The organism is Pantoea sp. LS15, assembly GCF_012241585.1.
GTDB lineage: Bacteria > Pseudomonadota > Gammaproteobacteria > Enterobacterales > Enterobacteriaceae > Enterobacter.
Genome location: NZ_JAAVXA010000002.1, coordinates 202,557 through 219,528 on the forward strand (window position 1 = coordinate 202,557; position 16,972 = coordinate 219,528).

13 protein-coding genes and 2 tRNA genes are annotated in these 16,972 nt (G+C 51.0%); 7 read left to right on the forward strand and 8 right to left on the reverse strand.

What is annotated here, in order from left to right:
- Positions 1 to 77: 77 nt before the first annotated feature.
- From HED65_RS04410 to HED65_RS04420, 3 genes are all read left to right on the forward strand, one after another.
- Positions 78 to 153 (forward strand) — tRNA-Ala (locus HED65_RS04410).
- A 41-nt stretch (positions 154 to 194) separates the two neighbouring features.
- Positions 195 to 270 (forward strand) — tRNA-Ala (locus tag HED65_RS04415).
- Positions 271 to 485: 215 nt separating this feature from the next.
- Positions 486 to 2,675, forward strand: coding sequence for a sensor domain-containing phosphodiesterase (locus HED65_RS04420; RefSeq protein WP_114977597.1), 2,190 nt, complete (start codon positions 486 to 488; stop codon positions 2,673 to 2,675).
- A gap of 45 nt (positions 2,676 to 2,720) precedes the next feature.
- Here the strand turns inward: HED65_RS04420 and HED65_RS04425 are convergent, their stop codons facing one another.
- Complete coding sequence (locus HED65_RS04425) at positions 2,721 to 3,908, reverse strand: NupC/NupG family nucleoside CNT transporter (RefSeq protein WP_024907625.1); 1,188 nt, start codon at positions 3,906 to 3,908, stop codon at positions 2,721 to 2,723.
- 351 nt (positions 3,909 to 4,259) lie between these two features.
- Here HED65_RS04425 and HED65_RS04430 point away from each other — a divergent pair, with 351 nt between their 5' ends.
- The gene (locus tag HED65_RS04430; protein ID WP_114977598.1) at positions 4,260 to 5,498 is read left to right on the forward strand and encodes an Nramp family divalent metal transporter; all 1,239 of its coding nucleotides are present in this window, start codon (positions 4,260 to 4,262) and stop codon (positions 5,496 to 5,498) included.
- A gap of 41 nt (positions 5,499 to 5,539) precedes the next feature.
- Here the strand turns inward: HED65_RS04430 and HED65_RS04435 are convergent, their stop codons facing one another.
- Together HED65_RS04435 and mgrA are read right to left on the reverse strand one after the other, a co-directional pair.
- Positions 5,540 to 5,893 (reverse strand): DUF2502 domain-containing protein, encoded by a 354-nt coding sequence (locus HED65_RS04435; protein ID WP_114977599.1) that lies wholly within the window; start codon positions 5,891 to 5,893, stop codon positions 5,540 to 5,542.
- 127 nt (positions 5,894 to 6,020) lie between these two features.
- Complete coding sequence (mgrA, locus tag HED65_RS04440) at positions 6,021 to 7,019, reverse strand: L-glyceraldehyde 3-phosphate reductase (RefSeq protein WP_114977600.1); 999 nt, start codon at positions 7,017 to 7,019, stop codon at positions 6,021 to 6,023.
- 184 nt (positions 7,020 to 7,203) lie between these two features.
- Here mgrA and ipdC point away from each other — a divergent pair, with 184 nt between their 5' ends.
- Positions 7,204 to 8,862, forward strand: a complete 1,659-nt coding sequence (gene ipdC / locus HED65_RS04445) for an indolepyruvate decarboxylase (RefSeq protein WP_114977601.1) — start codon at positions 7,204 to 7,206, stop codon at positions 8,860 to 8,862.
- Here the strand turns inward: ipdC and HED65_RS04450 are convergent, their stop codons facing one another.
- Positions 8,863 to 10,098 carry an ion channel protein gene (locus HED65_RS04450; protein WP_114977602.1) on the reverse strand — a complete coding sequence of 412 codons (1,236 nt, stop codon included), beginning with the start codon at positions 10,096 to 10,098 and terminating at the stop codon, positions 8,863 to 8,865.
- A 142-nt stretch (positions 10,099 to 10,240) separates the two neighbouring features.
- Here HED65_RS04450 and glk point away from each other — a divergent pair, with 142 nt between their 5' ends.
- A complete protein-coding gene (glk, locus tag HED65_RS04455) occupies positions 10,241 to 11,206 on the forward strand; it encodes a glucokinase (RefSeq protein ID WP_114977603.1) in 966 nt (321 codons plus the stop codon).
- A 32-nt stretch (positions 11,207 to 11,238) separates the two neighbouring features.
- Here the strand turns inward: glk and HED65_RS04460 are convergent, their stop codons facing one another.
- On the reverse strand, positions 11,239 to 11,970 hold the full coding sequence (locus tag HED65_RS04460) for a LytR/AlgR family response regulator transcription factor (protein WP_114977604.1): 732 nt from the start codon (positions 11,968 to 11,970) through the stop codon (positions 11,239 to 11,241).
- Between the two features lie 3 nt (positions 11,971 to 11,973).
- Positions 11,974 to 13,680 (reverse strand): sensor histidine kinase, encoded by a 1,707-nt coding sequence (locus tag HED65_RS04465; RefSeq protein ID WP_114977605.1) that lies wholly within the window; start codon positions 13,678 to 13,680, stop codon positions 11,974 to 11,976.
- Positions 13,681 to 14,066: 386 nt separating this feature from the next.
- On the opposite strand from HED65_RS04465, the gene alaC reads away from it, so the two are divergent.
- On the forward strand, positions 14,067 to 15,305 hold the full coding sequence (alaC, locus tag HED65_RS04470) for an alanine transaminase (protein WP_114977606.1): 1,239 nt from the start codon (positions 14,067 to 14,069) through the stop codon (positions 15,303 to 15,305).
- 52 nt (positions 15,306 to 15,357) lie between these two features.
- On the opposite strand, the gene ypdK is transcribed toward alaC, so the two are convergent.
- Together ypdK and lpxP are read right to left on the reverse strand one after the other, a co-directional pair.
- Positions 15,358 to 15,429, reverse strand: coding sequence for a membrane protein YpdK (ypdK, locus tag HED65_RS22910; RefSeq protein WP_099458937.1), 72 nt, complete (start codon positions 15,427 to 15,429; stop codon positions 15,358 to 15,360).
- A 356-nt stretch (positions 15,430 to 15,785) separates the two neighbouring features.
- Positions 15,786 to 16,706, reverse strand: coding sequence for a kdo(2)-lipid IV(A) palmitoleoyltransferase (gene lpxP / locus HED65_RS04480; protein WP_114977814.1), 921 nt, complete (start codon positions 16,704 to 16,706; stop codon positions 15,786 to 15,788).
- Positions 16,707 to 16,972: the final 266 nt, after the last annotated feature.

Genomic DNA, 16,972 nt, shown 5'->3' on the forward strand with positions numbered 1-16,972 from the left:
GCGGTCATTGATTTTGCCGTTGACACTCCGCAGCGGAATTCATATTATGCCGCCCGTCAACATGACAGCTTTACGATGGGGCTATAGCTCAGCTGGGAGAGCGCTTGCATGGCATGCAAGAGGTCAGCGGTTCGATCCCGCTTAGCTCCACCAAACTCTGAACCCAACAGAGTGCGGTCAGTAAAGTAACATGTGGGGCTATAGCTCAGCTGGGAGAGCGCTTGCATGGCATGCAAGAGGTCAGCGGTTCGATCCCGCTTAGCTCCACCAAAATTTTAAGCCCTCGTCAAAAGACGAGGGCTTTTTTTATGTATTTGTAACATCCGCCACTGCATTTTGTTATAAAAACAGGTGTATTCCTGTACCTCACCTCAATCGAAATCAATAAACCTGTCTATAAATAGACTTGAACTTGCTTCGCGCAATTAATAAACATATTATCCATTCGGTCAATGATACGAACGGATAATATACTCATCAGCTTAATGAATAGAAAAACTTACAATAACGTAAAGATATTTATGATTGCTCTGGCACTCTGCCTGATTGCGGTACCTTTCTCCCGTTACCTCTCTCCGCATGCAATTGTTAATGGCCACGATGTTTATTTGGCATGGCTTCCCTTAAGCGTTATGCTGGCGGTGATTTTGTTATTTGGCCGTAGGGCAATTCTTCCTATTTTGTTAGGTTTTACTGTCACTAATTTATTTTATTTTAATTTAGCACCGCTACAATATTCAGTATTACTGTTTTGTCAGACCTTTGCGTTGTTCGCGGCCTGCGGTCTTCTGCGCCTCATGCTGGGCAAGCGTTGGCGCTACTCCATCCCCAACAAGCACATCGGATTACGTATATTCTGGCTCGGTTTTATCGTGCCATTAGGTATTAAGATGTCGATGTATCTTGCAGGCTATTTGTTTGATTTCCCGGTAACAATCTCAACCTATTTCGGGGAGGGAACGGTAATTTACAACGTGGTGGATATTCAAAGCCTGATATGTGCGGCACTGATTTTTACCATGATGTTCTATTACCCATTACGAATGATAATTAATCCCCGCTACGCCATCACTTTCTGGCGGCGAAGCGTAAAGCCCGTGTTTTTCCACAAGAAACCACTTTATATATTCATCTGGCTGATAGTTCTGGTCTTCATCATCGCAATTTTATGTGCTCCCGTTGAGTCACCTGTTATTGCAGGCTATTTGATGCCGGTTATTTTTATTCTCTTCACGTTAGCGATAAGCCGTCTGAGTTATGCAGTCATCTCTCTGCTCTGGGCCGCTTCTGCACTCCTGCTGCTGACCTACAACTACAACTTCCTGAGCGGGGTGGAATCGGGTCATTCGCTCTCCTTCATCCTCTCCGTGCTAATCTCTTTCGCTATTTGTTTGCTTTACATGTCGCGGATTTACCAGCGTAGCGAGTGGTTGAAGCAGGGCTGGCAGGACAGAGCGTTAACCGATCCACTGACGGGTTTACCGAACATCCGTGCGCTGGAGGATTTTCTTCAGGTTCATCCGGATGCCAAAGTGTGCTGTCTGCGAATGGATAACCTTGAGTTTTTGAGCCGCCACTACGGCATTCTCATGCGGGTACATTGCAAACGGATTGTCACCACGTCGCTGCAGCCACTTTTGCAAAAAGATGAGTCGCTCTTCCAGTTACCTGGCAGCGAGCTGGTGCTGGTATTGCTGGGACCGGGAACCGCTGGACGTCTCCAGCATATGGTTGATCAACTGAACAGCCGTAAGATTTTCTGGAACAATACCGGGTTGGATATTGAATTTGGCGCATCCTGGGGGATGGTTGAAAACGGCGAAAAGTTACACCACACGCTGGGGCAACTGAGCTGGCTGGCAGAGCAATCCTGCAGTGCGCATAACGTTCTTGCGCTCACGAATAGCCTTGAGGCGGCATCAGGACAAACGACAGAACGTGTTCTGATGTTAGCGCGTATTAAACACGCCCTGGACGCGGGCCAGTTTCATTTATACGCGCAGCCGATCCAGAAGGCTGACGGGAGCGGGTACTACGAAATTCTGGCGCGGATGGAAAGTGAAGGGGAGATCATTACCCCCGATCGCTTTATTCCATTGATAGCCCAGTTCAACCTGAGCCATCGGTTCGATATGTGTGTAGTGGAAAAGTTACTGGCGTGGCTGCGCGATAACCCTGCGACGCATGCCGGCGCCCGTTTTTCTGTCAATCTGATGCCGTTGACGTTGATGCAAAAAGAGGTGGCGACTGAAATTTGCGCCCTCTTTGAACGATACGGCGTTGCGCCTCAGGCCGTCGTGATTGAGATCACCGAAGAGCAGGCCTTCTCAAATTCAGGCTGCAGCATCCACAATATTCAGCAACTGCGGGATTACGGTTTCCGTATTGCCATCGATGATTTTGGTACTGGCTACGCCAACTACGAGCGTCTCAGACGCCTGCAGGCAGATATCATTAAAATTGACGGCTGTTTTGTTAAAGACATTTGTACCGATGATATGGATGCGATGATCGTCCAGTCGATGTGTAATCTGGCGAAGACAAAATCTCTGTGTGTGGTGGCTGAATATGTAGAAACACCGGCGCAGCGCGAGATGCTGCTTCGCTTCGGTGTGGATTATCTGCAGGGCTACCTGATAGGTAAACCTACACCGCTGGAAGAATTGCGGGCATAAAAAAACCGGGAGCCAGGCTCCCGGTTTGTGTTTTAACAGTAAACGTTACAGTACCAGTGCTGCGATAGAAGCAGACAGGACGCTTACCAGCGTAGAGCCGTAAACCAGTTTCAGGCCAAAGCGAGAAACCACGTTACCCTGTTCTTCGTTCAGACCTTTAATCGCACCGGCGATAATACCGATGGATGAGAAGTTAGCGAAGGAAACCAGGAATACGGACAGAATGCCTTCCGCGCGTGGAGAAAGGGTGCTGGCAATCTTCTGCAGATCCATCATCGCAACGAATTCGTTAGACACCAGTTTAGTCGCCATAATACTGCCCACCTGCAGTGCTTCGTGAGCCGGAACACCCATCACCCATGCAACAGGGTAGAAGATGTAGCCCAGAATACCCTGGAAGGAGATACCCAGAACCGCAGCGAACAGGGCGTTCAGGCCAGAAATCAGCGCAATGAAGCCAATCAGCATGGCGGCAACGATAATCGCCACTTTGAAACCTGCCAGAATGTACTCACCCAGCATTTCGAAGAAACTCTGGCCTTCGTGCAGGTTTGACATCTGGATGTTCTCTTCGCTGGCATCAACGCGGTACGGGTTGATCAGTGACAGAACGATAAAGGTGCTGAACATGTTCAGAACCAGTGCCGCAACCACGTATTTTGGCTCCAGCATGGTCATATACGCGCCCACGATAGACATGGAAACGGTAGACATTGCGGTTGCCGCCATGGTGTACATGCGGTTGCGGGACATCTTACCGAGAATATCTTTATACGCGATGAAGTTCTCAGACTGACCGAGGATCAGGGAACTGACGGCGTTGAATGATTCCAGTTTACCCATGCCGTTCACTTTGGATAACAGGAAACCAATTCCACGAATAATAAACGGCAGAACACGGATGTGCTGCAGAATACCGATCAGCGCAGAGATGAAGACAATTGGGCATAGCACCTTCAGGAAGAAGAACGCCAGACCTTCGTCGTTCATTTTACCGAAGACAAAGTTCGTCCCTTCGTTGGCAAACCCGAGCAGTTTTTCGAACATTTCGGAGAAGCCTTTTACGAAGCCAAGCCCCACGTTGGAGTTCAGGAAGAACCAGGCGAGTAAAACTTCAATGACCAGCAGTTGGACAACATAACGAATACGAATTTTTTTGCGGTCTGTGCTGACCAGCAATGCAAGTGCAGTAACGACAACAAGTGCCAGGACAAAATGAAGGACGCGGTCCATATTTGCTCCAAATTTGAGGCAGGTTTAATTTTCTTGCACATTCTATGTAACGAAGGAAAAGAAAACGAGATCAAGGGCACACTATAGTTACATCCTGTGACGAGTCTCAAAATTAGTGATCCACAATACATTTTTGTTATGTTAGGTAAATGAGTGAAAAGTTAAGTTTGTGTGCTAGTCTTCACAAAAGAGCGCGCGATTTCAGTTATTGTCAGGTCGCCCTCAGCTTACCCGCCTGTCTATCGTCCAAAGCTATCAGAGAAATCACTGTTAACTTCATAAATGATCTTGATAATCATTCTCATTTTGATAGCATTAAACATAGCAAAGGCTATATTTCCAGAGGCAGAAATGACAAACAGTCGCGTAGAGGGTAGCAGTGGCAGAGCAGCGCGCAAGTTGCGGTTCGCATTAATGGGACCTGCGTTCATTGCTGCCATTGGCTATATCGATCCAGGTAACTTTGCGACCAATATTCAGGCCGGGGCCAGCTTTGGCTACAAACTGCTGTGGGTAGTCGTCTGGGCTAACCTGATGGCGATGCTGATTCAGATGCTATCCGCAAAGCTTGGGATTGCCACGGGTAAAAACCTGGCGGAGCAAATTCGCGATCATTATCCGCGCCCGGCGGTCTGGCTCTACTGGATTCAGGCCGAAATCATCGCCATGGCGACCGACCTCGCTGAATTTATCGGTGCGGCGATTGGCTTTAAATTGATTTTGGGGGTGTCGCTGTTGCAGGGGGCGGTACTGACCGGGATCGCTACTTTCCTGATTTTGATGTTGCAGCGTAGGGGGCAAAAACCGCTGGAGAAGGTAATTGGCGGTCTGCTGTTGTTTGTCGCTGCGGCCTATATTGTTGAGCTGATTTTCTCACAACCCAATCTGGCGCAGCTCAGTAAAGGGATGGTGATCCCAAGTCTGCCAACCTCTGAAGCGGTGTTTCTGGCCGCTGGTGTGCTGGGGGCGACCATCATGCCGCATGTCATTTATCTGCACTCTTCACTGACTCAGCATCTCCATGGCGGGACACGTAAAGAACGCTACTCTGCGACCAAATGGGATGTGGCTATCGCCATGACAATTGCTGGTTTTGTTAATCTGGCGATGATGGCGACTGCCGCGGCCGCTTTCCACTTTAACGGCCACACCGGTATTGCCGATCTCGACCAGGCTTATCTTACGCTGGAGCCGTTATTGAGCCACGCTGCTGCCACGATATTTGGTCTGAGTCTGGTGGCAGCGGGTCTCTCTTCTACGGTTGTGGGGACCCTGGCAGGGCAGGTGGTCATGCAGGGGTTTGTTCGTTTCCATATTCCACTGTGGGTGCGTCGCTCTGTCACGATGTTACCGTCATTTATCGTGATTCTGATGGGGCTCGATCCAACAAGGATCCTGGTCATGAGTCAGGTCTTGTTGAGTTTTGGTATTGCGCTGGCGCTGGTGCCGTTACTGATCTTTACCAGCAACAAAGCACTGATGGGCGACCTGGTTAACACGACGCTGGTGAAACGGATCGGCTGGGCTATTGTCGTGGTAGTGGTTGCACTGAATCTGTGGTTGTTGATTGGAACAGTGTTAGGTCTGTAAGTTGTAATAAAGAAAAAGGAGCCGTGAGGCTCCTTTTTGCATTAATGGCGACCATGGCCATGACCACCACGTCCTCTTCCGCCGTGGTCCCAACCACCACCGCGGCGGTCATCACGGTCGTTCCAGCCTTCACGGTAACCACGCTCATAGGCGTTGTTTTTATACCAGCCGCGATGCAAACCATTATCATGTTTCCACCAGCGATCTCCACGCCACTCGTAGTGACGATGCCAGTAATCACGGTCGCGCCAGTAGCCACCGTCCCAGTATCTGCCGTAGTCGTCACGATCGCCAATTTGTAATTTTACTGATGGCAACAGGGTGATTTCGCCCGCAGTGGCGATGAGCGGGGCCGAAGCCAGTAATACCGCTGCAAGAATCAGTGACCTGAACATACTCTTTCTCCTTCACGATCGGGGCCTTTGCGAGGCCTGTTAACTCAATATTACGAGTTGGTAAAGCCTCGTTTCATCGCCTGAACTCCGAATTCATGAGTGAGAGCACTTTTTGCTAAAAATGCTTTTATTTTGAGCTGCCCAGGATCTCCTCAATAATGTTCAGTTCTTCATCTGAAAAATGGCCGTTTTCCAGCATGCCCACGGCGTCATCAATCTGGGCGGCCTTGCTTGCCCCAATAAGTACAGATGTCACCGATTCATGGCGTAAGATCCAGGCCAGCGCCATCTGAGACAGCTTCTGGCTGCGGCTTTCCGCCAGGGTATTCAGTTTTCTGACCTTAACCAGCTTCTCTTCAGTTATCTGGTCAGGATTAAGGAACTTACTGCCACTCGCCGCACGTGAGTCTGCGGGGATACCGTTCAGATAGCGGTTGGTTAGTTGACCTCCTGCCAGTGGCGAGAAGGGAATACACCCGACCCCTTTTTCCAGCAGTACATCCAGCAAACCCTCTTCCGGCGCGCGTTCAAACATAGAGTATTTCGGCTGGTGGATCAGGCAGGGCGTACCAAGGTCTTCAAGGATATCAATCGCTTTACGAGCCAGTTCAGCGGGGTAGTTGGATAACCCGACATACAGCGCTTTTCCCTGACGCACGATATGGTCAAGCGCTTTCATTGTTTCCAACAGCGGCGTGTGTGGGTCAGGACGATGATGGTAGAAGATATCAACATACTCCAGTCCCATGCGTTTCAGGCTTTGATCCAGACTTGCCAGCAGATATTTGCGTGACCCCCAGTCACCGTAAGGGCCTTCCCACATGGTATAGCCCGCTTTGGTTGAGATGATCAATTCGTCGCGCCATGGCAGGAAATCCTCCTGCAAAATACGTCCAAAATTACGTTCAGCTGATCCCGGTGGCGGGCCATAGTTATTGGCAAGGTCGAAATGCGTAATGCCCAGATCGAAGGCGCGCTGTAAAAGTTGACGGCTGTTTTCGATAAGCGTTGCGTCACCGAAGTTATGCCAAAGCCCAAGGGATATGGCTGGCAATTTCAGGCCGCTCTGCCCACAGCGACGGTACTGCATTGTCTGATAACGATTTTTGTCCGGCTGATAACCCATTCTCATGACCTCTGGCGCTGAAAAGAAAAATCAGTGTATGCGTTTACACTACCGTGAAGAAAAGGAGAATAACGCAGCCATTTTTGTAAAGCATTCTTTCCATACCCTTCTTACTGCCAATTCTGGACAGCCATCACGCTTCTTTAATACTCAAAGTGAGGTCAACATAAGAAGGATACCTGTCATGCGTACCCCATACTGCGTCGCCGATTACCTGCTGGACCGTCTTACAGATTGTGGAGCCGATCATCTGTTTGGCGTGCCAGGCGACTATAACCTGCAGTTTCTCGACCATGTGATAGACAGCCCGGATATCTGTTGGGTGGGCTGTGCCAACGAGCTAAATGCATCTTATGCTGCTGACGGATACGCCCGATGTAAGGGCTTTGCCGCGCTGCTGACGACATTCGGCGTTGGAGAATTAAGTGCCATGAACGGTATCGCTGGCAGCTATGCTGAGCACGTGCCGGTATTACATATTGTGGGGGCGCCGGGTACGGCGTCACAGCAAAGAGGGGAGTTGCTACATCATACATTGGGTGATGGTGAGTTTCGTCATTTTTACCATATGAGCGAACCGATCACCGTCGCACAAGCGATCCTTACCGAACAAAATGCCTGTTATGAGATAGACCGGGTACTGACCACAATGCTCCGTGAACGCCGGCCCGGCTATCTGATGTTGCCTGCCGATGTGGCAAAAAAAGCCGCTACCCCTCCTGTAAGCGCTCTCACCTTAAAGCATGCGCATGCCGATAGTGCCTGCCTGAAGGCGTTTCGCGATGCTGCAGAGAGCAAGCTTGCCAGAAGCAAACGTACTGCACTCCTGGCTGATTTTTTGGTCCTGCGTCATGGCCTGAAACATGCGCTACAAAAATGGGTGAAGGACGTACCGATGGCGCATGCCACCATGCTGATGGGCAAAGGCATATTCGATGAACGTCACACAGGTTTTTACGGTACATACAGTGGTTCGGCCAGCGCTGGCGCGGTAAAAGAGGCGATTGAAGGGGCGGACACGGTGTTGTGTATTGGCACACGTTTTACCGATACCCTGACGGCGGGGTTCACTCATCAGTTAACCCCGGCGCAAACGATTGAAGTCCAGCCTAATGCCGCTCGCGTCGACGATATCTGGTTTACCGGTATCCCGATGCTGCAGGCGATTGAGACGCTGGTGGAGCTGTGCAAACAGCACGTGCACGATACGCCTGTGCCGTCGTCTCATAGCGCTATGGCCTACCCGCAGCCAGATGGTTCGCTTACCCAGGAGAATTTCTGGCGAACGTTGCAAACGTTCATTCACCCGGGAGACATCATTCTTGCGGATCAGGGAACTTCGGCTTTCGGTGCGATTGACCTTCGTCTACCGGCAGACGTGAATTTTATCGTCCAGCCGCTGTGGGGGTCGATTGGTTATACGCTGGCGGCAGCATTCGGTGCGCAAACGGCATGTCCAAACCGGCGCGTGATTGTCCTGACTGGAGATGGTGCGGCTCAGCTGACTATTCAGGAGCTTGGGTCGATGTTGCGTGATAAACAGCACCCCATCATTCTTGTGCTTAACAACGAAGGGTACACGGTTGAACGCGCGATCCACGGGCCGGAACAGCGGTACAACGACATTGCGTTGTGGAACTGGACGCAAATTCCACAGGCACTGAGCCTTGATCCTCAGGCTCAGTGCTGGCGGGTCAGTGAAGCGGAACAGCTGGTGGACGTGCTTGAAAAAGTGGCGCACCACGAGCGGCTCTCGCTGATTGAGGTGATGCTGCCGAAAGCAGACATCCCGCCGTTGCTGGGGGCCATTACCAAAGCGCTGGAAGCGCGTAATAACGCCTGATTACTTATCGTTCCGCCAAGCCATCATCATGGGTTTGCCCGCCAGCAGGAGCCAGGCGGGCAACATCACGATACAGAGCAGAGGGAAAAGCGTCGAATCCGGCACCACTACCGCCGCCATAAACAGACTTAGCCACGCGTCGCGCGTGACCACCAGAACCAGCCCCAGAATCGAGCAAGAAACGGTAATGGCCGCCGGGACGGCATCCACATGTTCGTGCAGCATCAGCCCCAGCGCGACACCGATAAACACCGCCGGGAAAATACGGCCCCCGCGGAAACCACAGGCCGAAGCTACCACCAGCGCCGCCAGTTTGATCACCGCAAACAGCAGATAATCTGAAACACTAAACACCTGGCTGAAGGCCAGTTGCTGCATCTCATCCAGACCTTTGAATAATGTCACTGCCCCGCCGATTGCCCCTAAAATACCGAGGATAAAACCGCCCACTCCCAGAATTAACACCGGGTGTTTAAGTTTATGCATCAGCCGATGAAGGCGCGGAAGACACCATACTGCCACCATGCCCAGCGCAATGGCGATCGCTGCGACGATAGCGCCGCTGAAAATATCGGCAATTTGCATCTGTCCATAGTGGGGCAGAGAGAGTGAAAAATGGGGATGGAAAAACAGGCTGGTTGTCAGCGCGCCGGCAGCAGCGGCCATCAGCGGTGCAAAGAGTTTATCCCAGAGCGGGACATCGTTATTGCTGCTGAGGGTCTGAGAAAAAATGAGTGCGGCAGCAACGGGCGTGCCGAAAAGCGCTCCGATGGTGCCTGCGGAGGCAAGGATAGTCCAGTCCAGTGCGGCGACACGGGGTAAAATTCGTGCACCGAGGTAAACCGCCAGACCGATATTGACCGCCATGATCGGATGCTCCGGCCCCAGACTGACACCGCCCGCCAGACCCAGAATCAACGCGATGATCAACCCAGGTAGTGCCGAGGGGGAAACTGGAGCACCAATCAAGGGTTCCTGCGCCGGGTCTGGGCCGGCATGACCGGGACTGAAACGGATCACCAGCCCAACTGCAATACCGGTTAACGTCAGCATCAAAATAACCCATGCAGGAGAATCAACATTGACCCCCAGCTTTGCAGGAAGCGCTGTCCATAACATCGTTTGCAGCACCGAGGCGACTTTCATCACGACAATGAGCACCAGACTTGAGACAACACCAATAATTAACGCCGGAATTGCCAGCAGCAGCATGGTTCTGGCTCGCGGGTGGAGCATGATGATTTCCTTGTACGGTAACGTTATTCTGTGACGAAGATCGCTAATCCACGGGCATTCGTCTTCCGGTCGTTGTTGTTATCACGCCTTGAATTTACAGTGTTCCAAAGATTTATTCTGACTTTAGCGGAGCAGTAGAAGAATGACAAAGTATGCTTTGGTAGGTGATGTGGGCGGTACAAACGCGCGCCTTGCATTATGCGATATAAGTAGCGGTGAAATTTCCAGGGCGAAAACCTATTCAGGGCTGGATTATCCGAGCCTTGAGGCCGTTGTCCGCGTCTATCTGGAAGAGCATCAGGTGAGCGTCGAAGACGGTTGCATTGCCATTGCCTGCCCGATTACTGGTGACTGGGTTGCGATGACCAACCATACCTGGGCATTTTCCATCGCTGAGATGAAAAAAAATCTCCGTTTTGCGCATCTTGAAATCATCAATGACTTCACTGCGGTTTCCATGGCGATCCCGATGCTAAAGCCTGAGCATCTGATTCAGTTTGGCGGTGCGGAGCCAGTCGAAGGTAAACCGATTGCCGTCTATGGCGCAGGAACCGGTCTGGGGGTATCGCATCTGGTGCACGTTGCTCAGCGCTGGGTAAGCCTGCCGGGCGAGGGGGGGCATGTTGACTTTGCGCCAAACAGCGAAGAAGAGGGCATTATCCTTGAAGAATTGCGTGCTGAGATTGGACACGTCTCCGCTGAGCGCGTCCTTTCCGGCCCCGGGCTGGTCAACCTGTACCGTGCGATTGTGAAATCAGACGGTCGTCTGCCGGAAAACCTGCAGCCGAAAGATGTGACCGAACGTGCGCTGGCGGACAGTTGCATTGACTGCCGTCGTGCACTGTCGTTGTTCTGCGTGATCATGGGGCGCTTCGGTGGCAACCTGGCACTGACGCTGGGCACATTCGGTGGTGTCTATATTGCGGGCGGGATCGTACCGCGTTTCCTCGATTTCTTTAAAGCCTCTGGTTTCCGTGGTGGGTTTGAAGATAAAGGGCGTTTCAGAAGCTACGTGCAGGACATCCCTGTCTACCTCATCGTGCACGACAACCCAGGTCTTCTTGGCTCGGGTGCCCATCTGCGTCAGGTTCTCGGTCAAATCCTTTGACGACACTGCCCTCTCCTGCGTGAGGGGGCGCTTTACAGATGCATCAACTGACGAAATTCTTTCACTTTGCTGCGGCTTACCGGCACCTGAAAATCCAGATCCTTCAGACGTAAAATATAGGTGTTGTTAAACCACGGTTCGATCTCGCGGATCTTATTTAAATTCACACAAAACGAACGGTGGCAGCGGAAGAAGTGTGCCGCAGGCAGTTTGCTGCAGAACTCGGTGATGTTCATCGCCATCACGTAAGATTCTCGACGTGTATAAACAAACGTCATCTTCTCATGCGCTTCGGCGTAGTAAATATCGTTGACTGGCGTCACGATGATACGTTCATCTTTGACCAGATTAATGGTGTCGTTTTCCCGCACCGTTGGGCTGGCGTTAGCGGGGGCCGTCTGTTGCTGCCATGCTGCTTCCAGCTTTTGCAGCATGCTGATAATACGCGACTCCTGGTAAGGCTTAAGAATATAGTCAAATGCCTCCAGCTCGAAGGCCTCCACGGCGTGCTCTTTCCAGGCGGTAACGAAAACAATGAACGGCTTATGGGCAAATTGATTGATGTTTTGCGCCAGTAATACGCCATCCAGCGACGGAATATTGATATCCAGAAAAATAGCGTCGACCCGGTTGTGCTGCAGAAACTTCAGCACATCCAGACCATCGTCAAAGGTACCCACAATCTCCATCTGGCTGTGGGTTTTGATAAGCCAGGTTAGCTCCTGTTGAGCCAGAATTTCATCTTCTACGATGATGACTTTCATAGGTCACTCCACCAGGGGTAACAGGGATGTTGTCGCATGAACGGGAGAACGTTCATTCGGGACGTAAAAAGCGATTTCGGTACCCGGTTCAAGACGGTGAATATGCAGCCCGTCGCCATAGAGCAGTTTGACCCGATGGTGCACGTTCAGTAGCCCAATTTTATTCCCGGGCATCTCATTAGACTCCACGCGCTCAATAACTTTGGGATCAATCCCGTGTCCGGTATCGCGTACGGCAATACGCACACGGTTGCCGCTTTCGGTGACACTGATGGTCACGACGCCTTTACCTTTACAGGGCTGAATACCGTGAACAATCGCGTTTTCGACCAGCGGCTGGATAAGCAGGCTCGGGATCACGCAGTTGACCTCTTCATCAATATCGTAAATAACCGTGAGTTTGTCGCCAAAGCGTGCCTGCTCAATCGCGATGTAGTCTTTAATCTGGTACAGCTCTTTTTTGATGTCGATCTGCTCGTCATCTTTCAGTTCTATGTTGTAGCGCAAATATCGCGACAGATTGAAAATCAGCTGGCGCGCGGTGTCCGGATTCAACCGAATTGAAGAGGAGATGGCATTCAAGGCATTAAACAGGAAATGGGGATTGATTTTGCTCTGCAGTGCGCGCAGCTCTGCCTTATTTGCCATCTCGCGCAGCTGCTCTGCCCGGGAAACTTCCAGTTGTGTGGAGATAATTTGCGACAGACCGATGGCCATCTCCTGAAGGGAGGAGGTGATCTGATGCGCGTGGCAGTAATAAATTTTCAGCGTGCCCGTCACGACACCTTTTTCCCATAACGGGATCACCAGCATGGAGTGGATTTCCGGCGTACGGTGGGCTTCGTCATTGTTTTTGATAATGATTTTGCCGTAGTTAATCGCTTGTCTGGTGGTCGGGCTGATGGTGTCATCGTTGTCGTGATAGTTGTGCTCCCCAACACCGACATAGGCTAGCACGTGGTCGATATTGGTGATGGCGACAGCATCGGCGTGAATATCGTGGCGGATAATCTCGCAGACCTGACGCAATGATTCCGCGTTAACGTGGCGGAAAAGCGGCAGGGTTTTGTTGGCAATATCGAGCGCCAGTTTGGCCTGACGGGCAGCACTGGCCTCCTTTTCCCCTTCGACACTTTGCACCAGCAGCACGATAAAACCGATACAGACGCTACCCAGGATCATTGGAATACCGATTTTCGAGACGATATCCAGCCCCAGTGCAGTGGTGGGAGCCCAAACCACGACCAGGATCATGGTCAGCGTTTCGCACACCATGCCTGCGATGATCCCGGCACGCCAGCGCTGCTTTTTCGGGATCTTGCGGTTAATCCACCCGGAAAGTATCCCGGCAATAATGCTGGTGATAAAGCACGGCACAGCCGTCACGCCACCGATATCAATCAGGTAGCGATGGGTGCCAGCGATCAGGCCGGTTATGACGCCCACCCACGGGCCAAACAAAATTCCGCCGGACATGACGGCAATAATCCGCACGTTAACCAGCGACCCTTCAACCGGCACGCCGGACCAGGTGCTGAACAGCGCAAACAGTGAAAAGATGGCGGTAACAGCCAGTAACTCTTTGGGGGAGTGTGCAGACTTATGCAAAAGCTCGCGAAACAAGCGAATGCGAATAAGGAAGAACAGGCAAATCAGCATTAATGCCGCCCGGTCAAAAACCGCCAACAGCATAGTGAATATTTCGTGCACGAGTAGACCTGGGGTAACGGGAAAGAACCATGATAAAAAACCTGACGCGTATTGACCAGCTATCCGTCAGGTTTATCAAATGAGGAAAAACCATAATTTACAAAAGGGATTATCTGGTGTGCGCTGACATGTCCCGATTTTTTATTATCGACGTCCCGGCAGGTAACTGTTTTGATATCATTGTGTTAAATAACAGCTATCAAAAAGATGAAATCCACTCAGGAGCTTCCGCTTTTCGACGCAGCAGGGTTCCGGTTTTAGCGCGATCTCTTTTTTTTCATTTCCCTCTCGACAGCATGATTTTTTTCAGGTTATTTTCTAAACACGCCACATGCGTGGCAGCGTCGCTCGGACGGTCCGGGCGCTAACGTTAATCTGAGGAATCTATGGCTGAATTCAGTCCTAAACGCCGTTTTACGCGTATCGATCGTCTCCCCCCTTATGTTTTCAATATCACCGCCGAACTGAAGATGGCTGCACGTCGTCGTGGCGAAGACATCATTGATTTCAGTATGGGGAACCCTGACGGCCCAACACCACCGCATATTGTTGAGAAACTTTGCACGGTTGCCCAGCGTCCTGATACGCATGGCTACTCAACGTCTCGCGGTATTCCTCGGTTACGTCGCGCGATCTCGCGCTGGTATCAGGACCGCTATCAGGTTGATATCGATCCTGAAAGTGAAGCCATTGTGACCATTGGCTCGAAAGAGGGCCTGGCACACCTGATGCTGGCAACGCTGGATCACGGTGATACGGTGCTGGTTCCGAATCCAAGTTACCCAATCCATATCTATGGCGCGGTGATTGCCGGGGCACAGGTACGTTCTGTGCCGCTGGTGGAAGGTGTCGATTTCTTCAACGAACTGGAACGTGCAATTCGCGAAAGTTACCCGAAACCTAAGATGATGATCCTCGGTTTCCCGTCGAACCCAACGGCGCAGTGTGTGGAGCTCGATTTCTTCGAGAAAGTTGTGGCCCTGGCTAAGCGTTATGACGTACTGGTGGTTCATGATTTAGCCTATGCAGACATCGTCTACGACGGCTGGAAAGCTCCGTCTATTATGCAGGTTCCAGGCGCGCGCGATGTAGCGGTAGAGTTCTTTACGCTGTCCAAAAGCTACAACATGGCGGGCTGGCGAATTGGCTTTATGGTGGGTAACAAAACGCTGGTGAGTGCACTGGCGCGAATCAAGAGTTACCACGACTACGGCACGTTTACGCCGCTACAGGTCGCGGCTATTGCAGCTCTGGAAGGCGATCAGCAATGCGTTCATGAGATTGCTGCCCAGTATAAACGTCGTCGCGATGTGCTGGTGAAAGGGTTACATGAAGCTGGCTGGATGGTAGAAATGCCGAAAGCGTCCATGTACGTCTGGGCTAAAATTCCGGAGCCGTATGCGGCGATGGGTTCTCTGGAGTTTGCCAAAAAGCTGCTGCAGGATGCAAAAGTGTGTGTATCACCTGGCATTGGTTTTGGTGACTATGGCGACACCCATGTGCGATTCGCCCTGATTGAAAATAGCGACCGTATTCGTCAGGCAGTGAGGGGCATTAAGAGTATGTTCCGTGCCGATGGGCTTCTTTCATCAAAAAGTATCGCTGAAAATCCCGTGTCGTCATGACATAAAAAAACAGGAGCCGATGGCTCCTGTTTTTTTGACTGCATATTCTTCACTAAATCATCAGGGCAAAGGTTCCGGCCCAGACTAAAACAATCACCGAAATGCCCATAAAGAAATATTTCACGTTTCATCGCTCCGCGTATCTTCTGGTACGCATTAAAAACAGAGTCCACCTGATTATAGAGAGCTGAAATCCGGTCAAACGGAACAGAGAATTTTTCCGTTACGCCGCCAACTCCAGCTCAGAATTCTGTGCTTTCCTGTTGCCAGACGGCGCTAATGTACGCTTAAAAATGAGGGGTGGCAAGAGGGATTTTTTCAAATAATTTCCGTTACTTACGGGTGTCGTGGAACGGCGACAGTTTGATTTCAGAGTGCAATAAATTCACTTCTAGCGACGCACGGAAAAACAATTACCCGGTGTGATTACAGGTGATTGAAAAGGTTAGTTTCCTGGCGAAACTAACCTTCATGAAGGGCTTAAATATAGAGCGAAGCTTCGCCAAGGGGACGCGTTTTGAAACGGCGATGCATCCAGAGATACTGCTCTGGCGCACGCATGATTTCGGTTTCGATAATTTTATTGATAAACGCTGCCGCTTCGCATTCGTTTTCCGGATAGTTAGCCATTTCAGGGGAAATGTGCAGACGATAGCCTGATTTATCTGCTTTCCTTACCATCGTCACGGTCAGCATGGCTGCACCTGAAAGACGCGAAATGACAAAGGTACCATTGGTCGTTGCAACGTCTTTAACAGCAAAGAAGGGAGCAAAACTGCTGCCCTTACGGCCGTAATCCTGATCGGGTGCAAACCAGACAGCTTCACCTTTCTTCAGGGCGCCGACCATACCGCGCAGGTTATTACGGCTGATCATCGCCTTGTTGGAACGCATACGACCCCGTGTCTGTACCCACTCCATCAGAGGACTGTTGTGAGGACGATAGGTTGCCATCATTGGCTGGCAAAGCCCCATCACGCGACCACCCAATTCCAGCGACATAAAGTGAACCCCAACAACCATCACCCCGCGGTTTTGCTTCTGCGCACGTTGAAGATTATCCAGGCCTTCAACATCAAACCATTTGCGGACGCGTTCATCAGGCCAGAACCAGGCCATGCCGGTCTCAAGCAGTGCCATGCCGATAGATTTGAAGTTTTCAGAGATGAGTTTCTCGCGCTCTTCAGCATTGTACTGAGGAAAGCAAAGTTCGATATTTTTACGCGCGATGGATTCACGACGTTTCAGGAAATAGCGGGATGCACTTCCCAGTTTTGACCCCAGCAAACGCAGTACAGGGTAGGGAAGCTGAACCAGCAGCCAGAGTACACCAAGGCCAAACCATGTAAACCAGTAACGCGGGTGTAAAAACGCACGTTCAAATTTGGATTGAGACAAAATAGTAAAACCTATGTGAAGCCTGTAAAGGTAGCGCAGAGTTTGCGATACGACGTGCAGATAAGACCGTTCTTCAAGGTGATGGTTGCAGGCTTTACCGAACTTTACGGCGTTGCCTGGCCACTGCTGATTTGGGCGGACGGCGTAATGTAGCACCGTTATACGATATGTGCTATTACTCGTTTTTGATTAAAAAAGCGGCAGTGAGGGAGGTGGTTGATTTTGTGGTTTTTATCGACAGATTAAAGATGTATTACGTCATCTCTGGA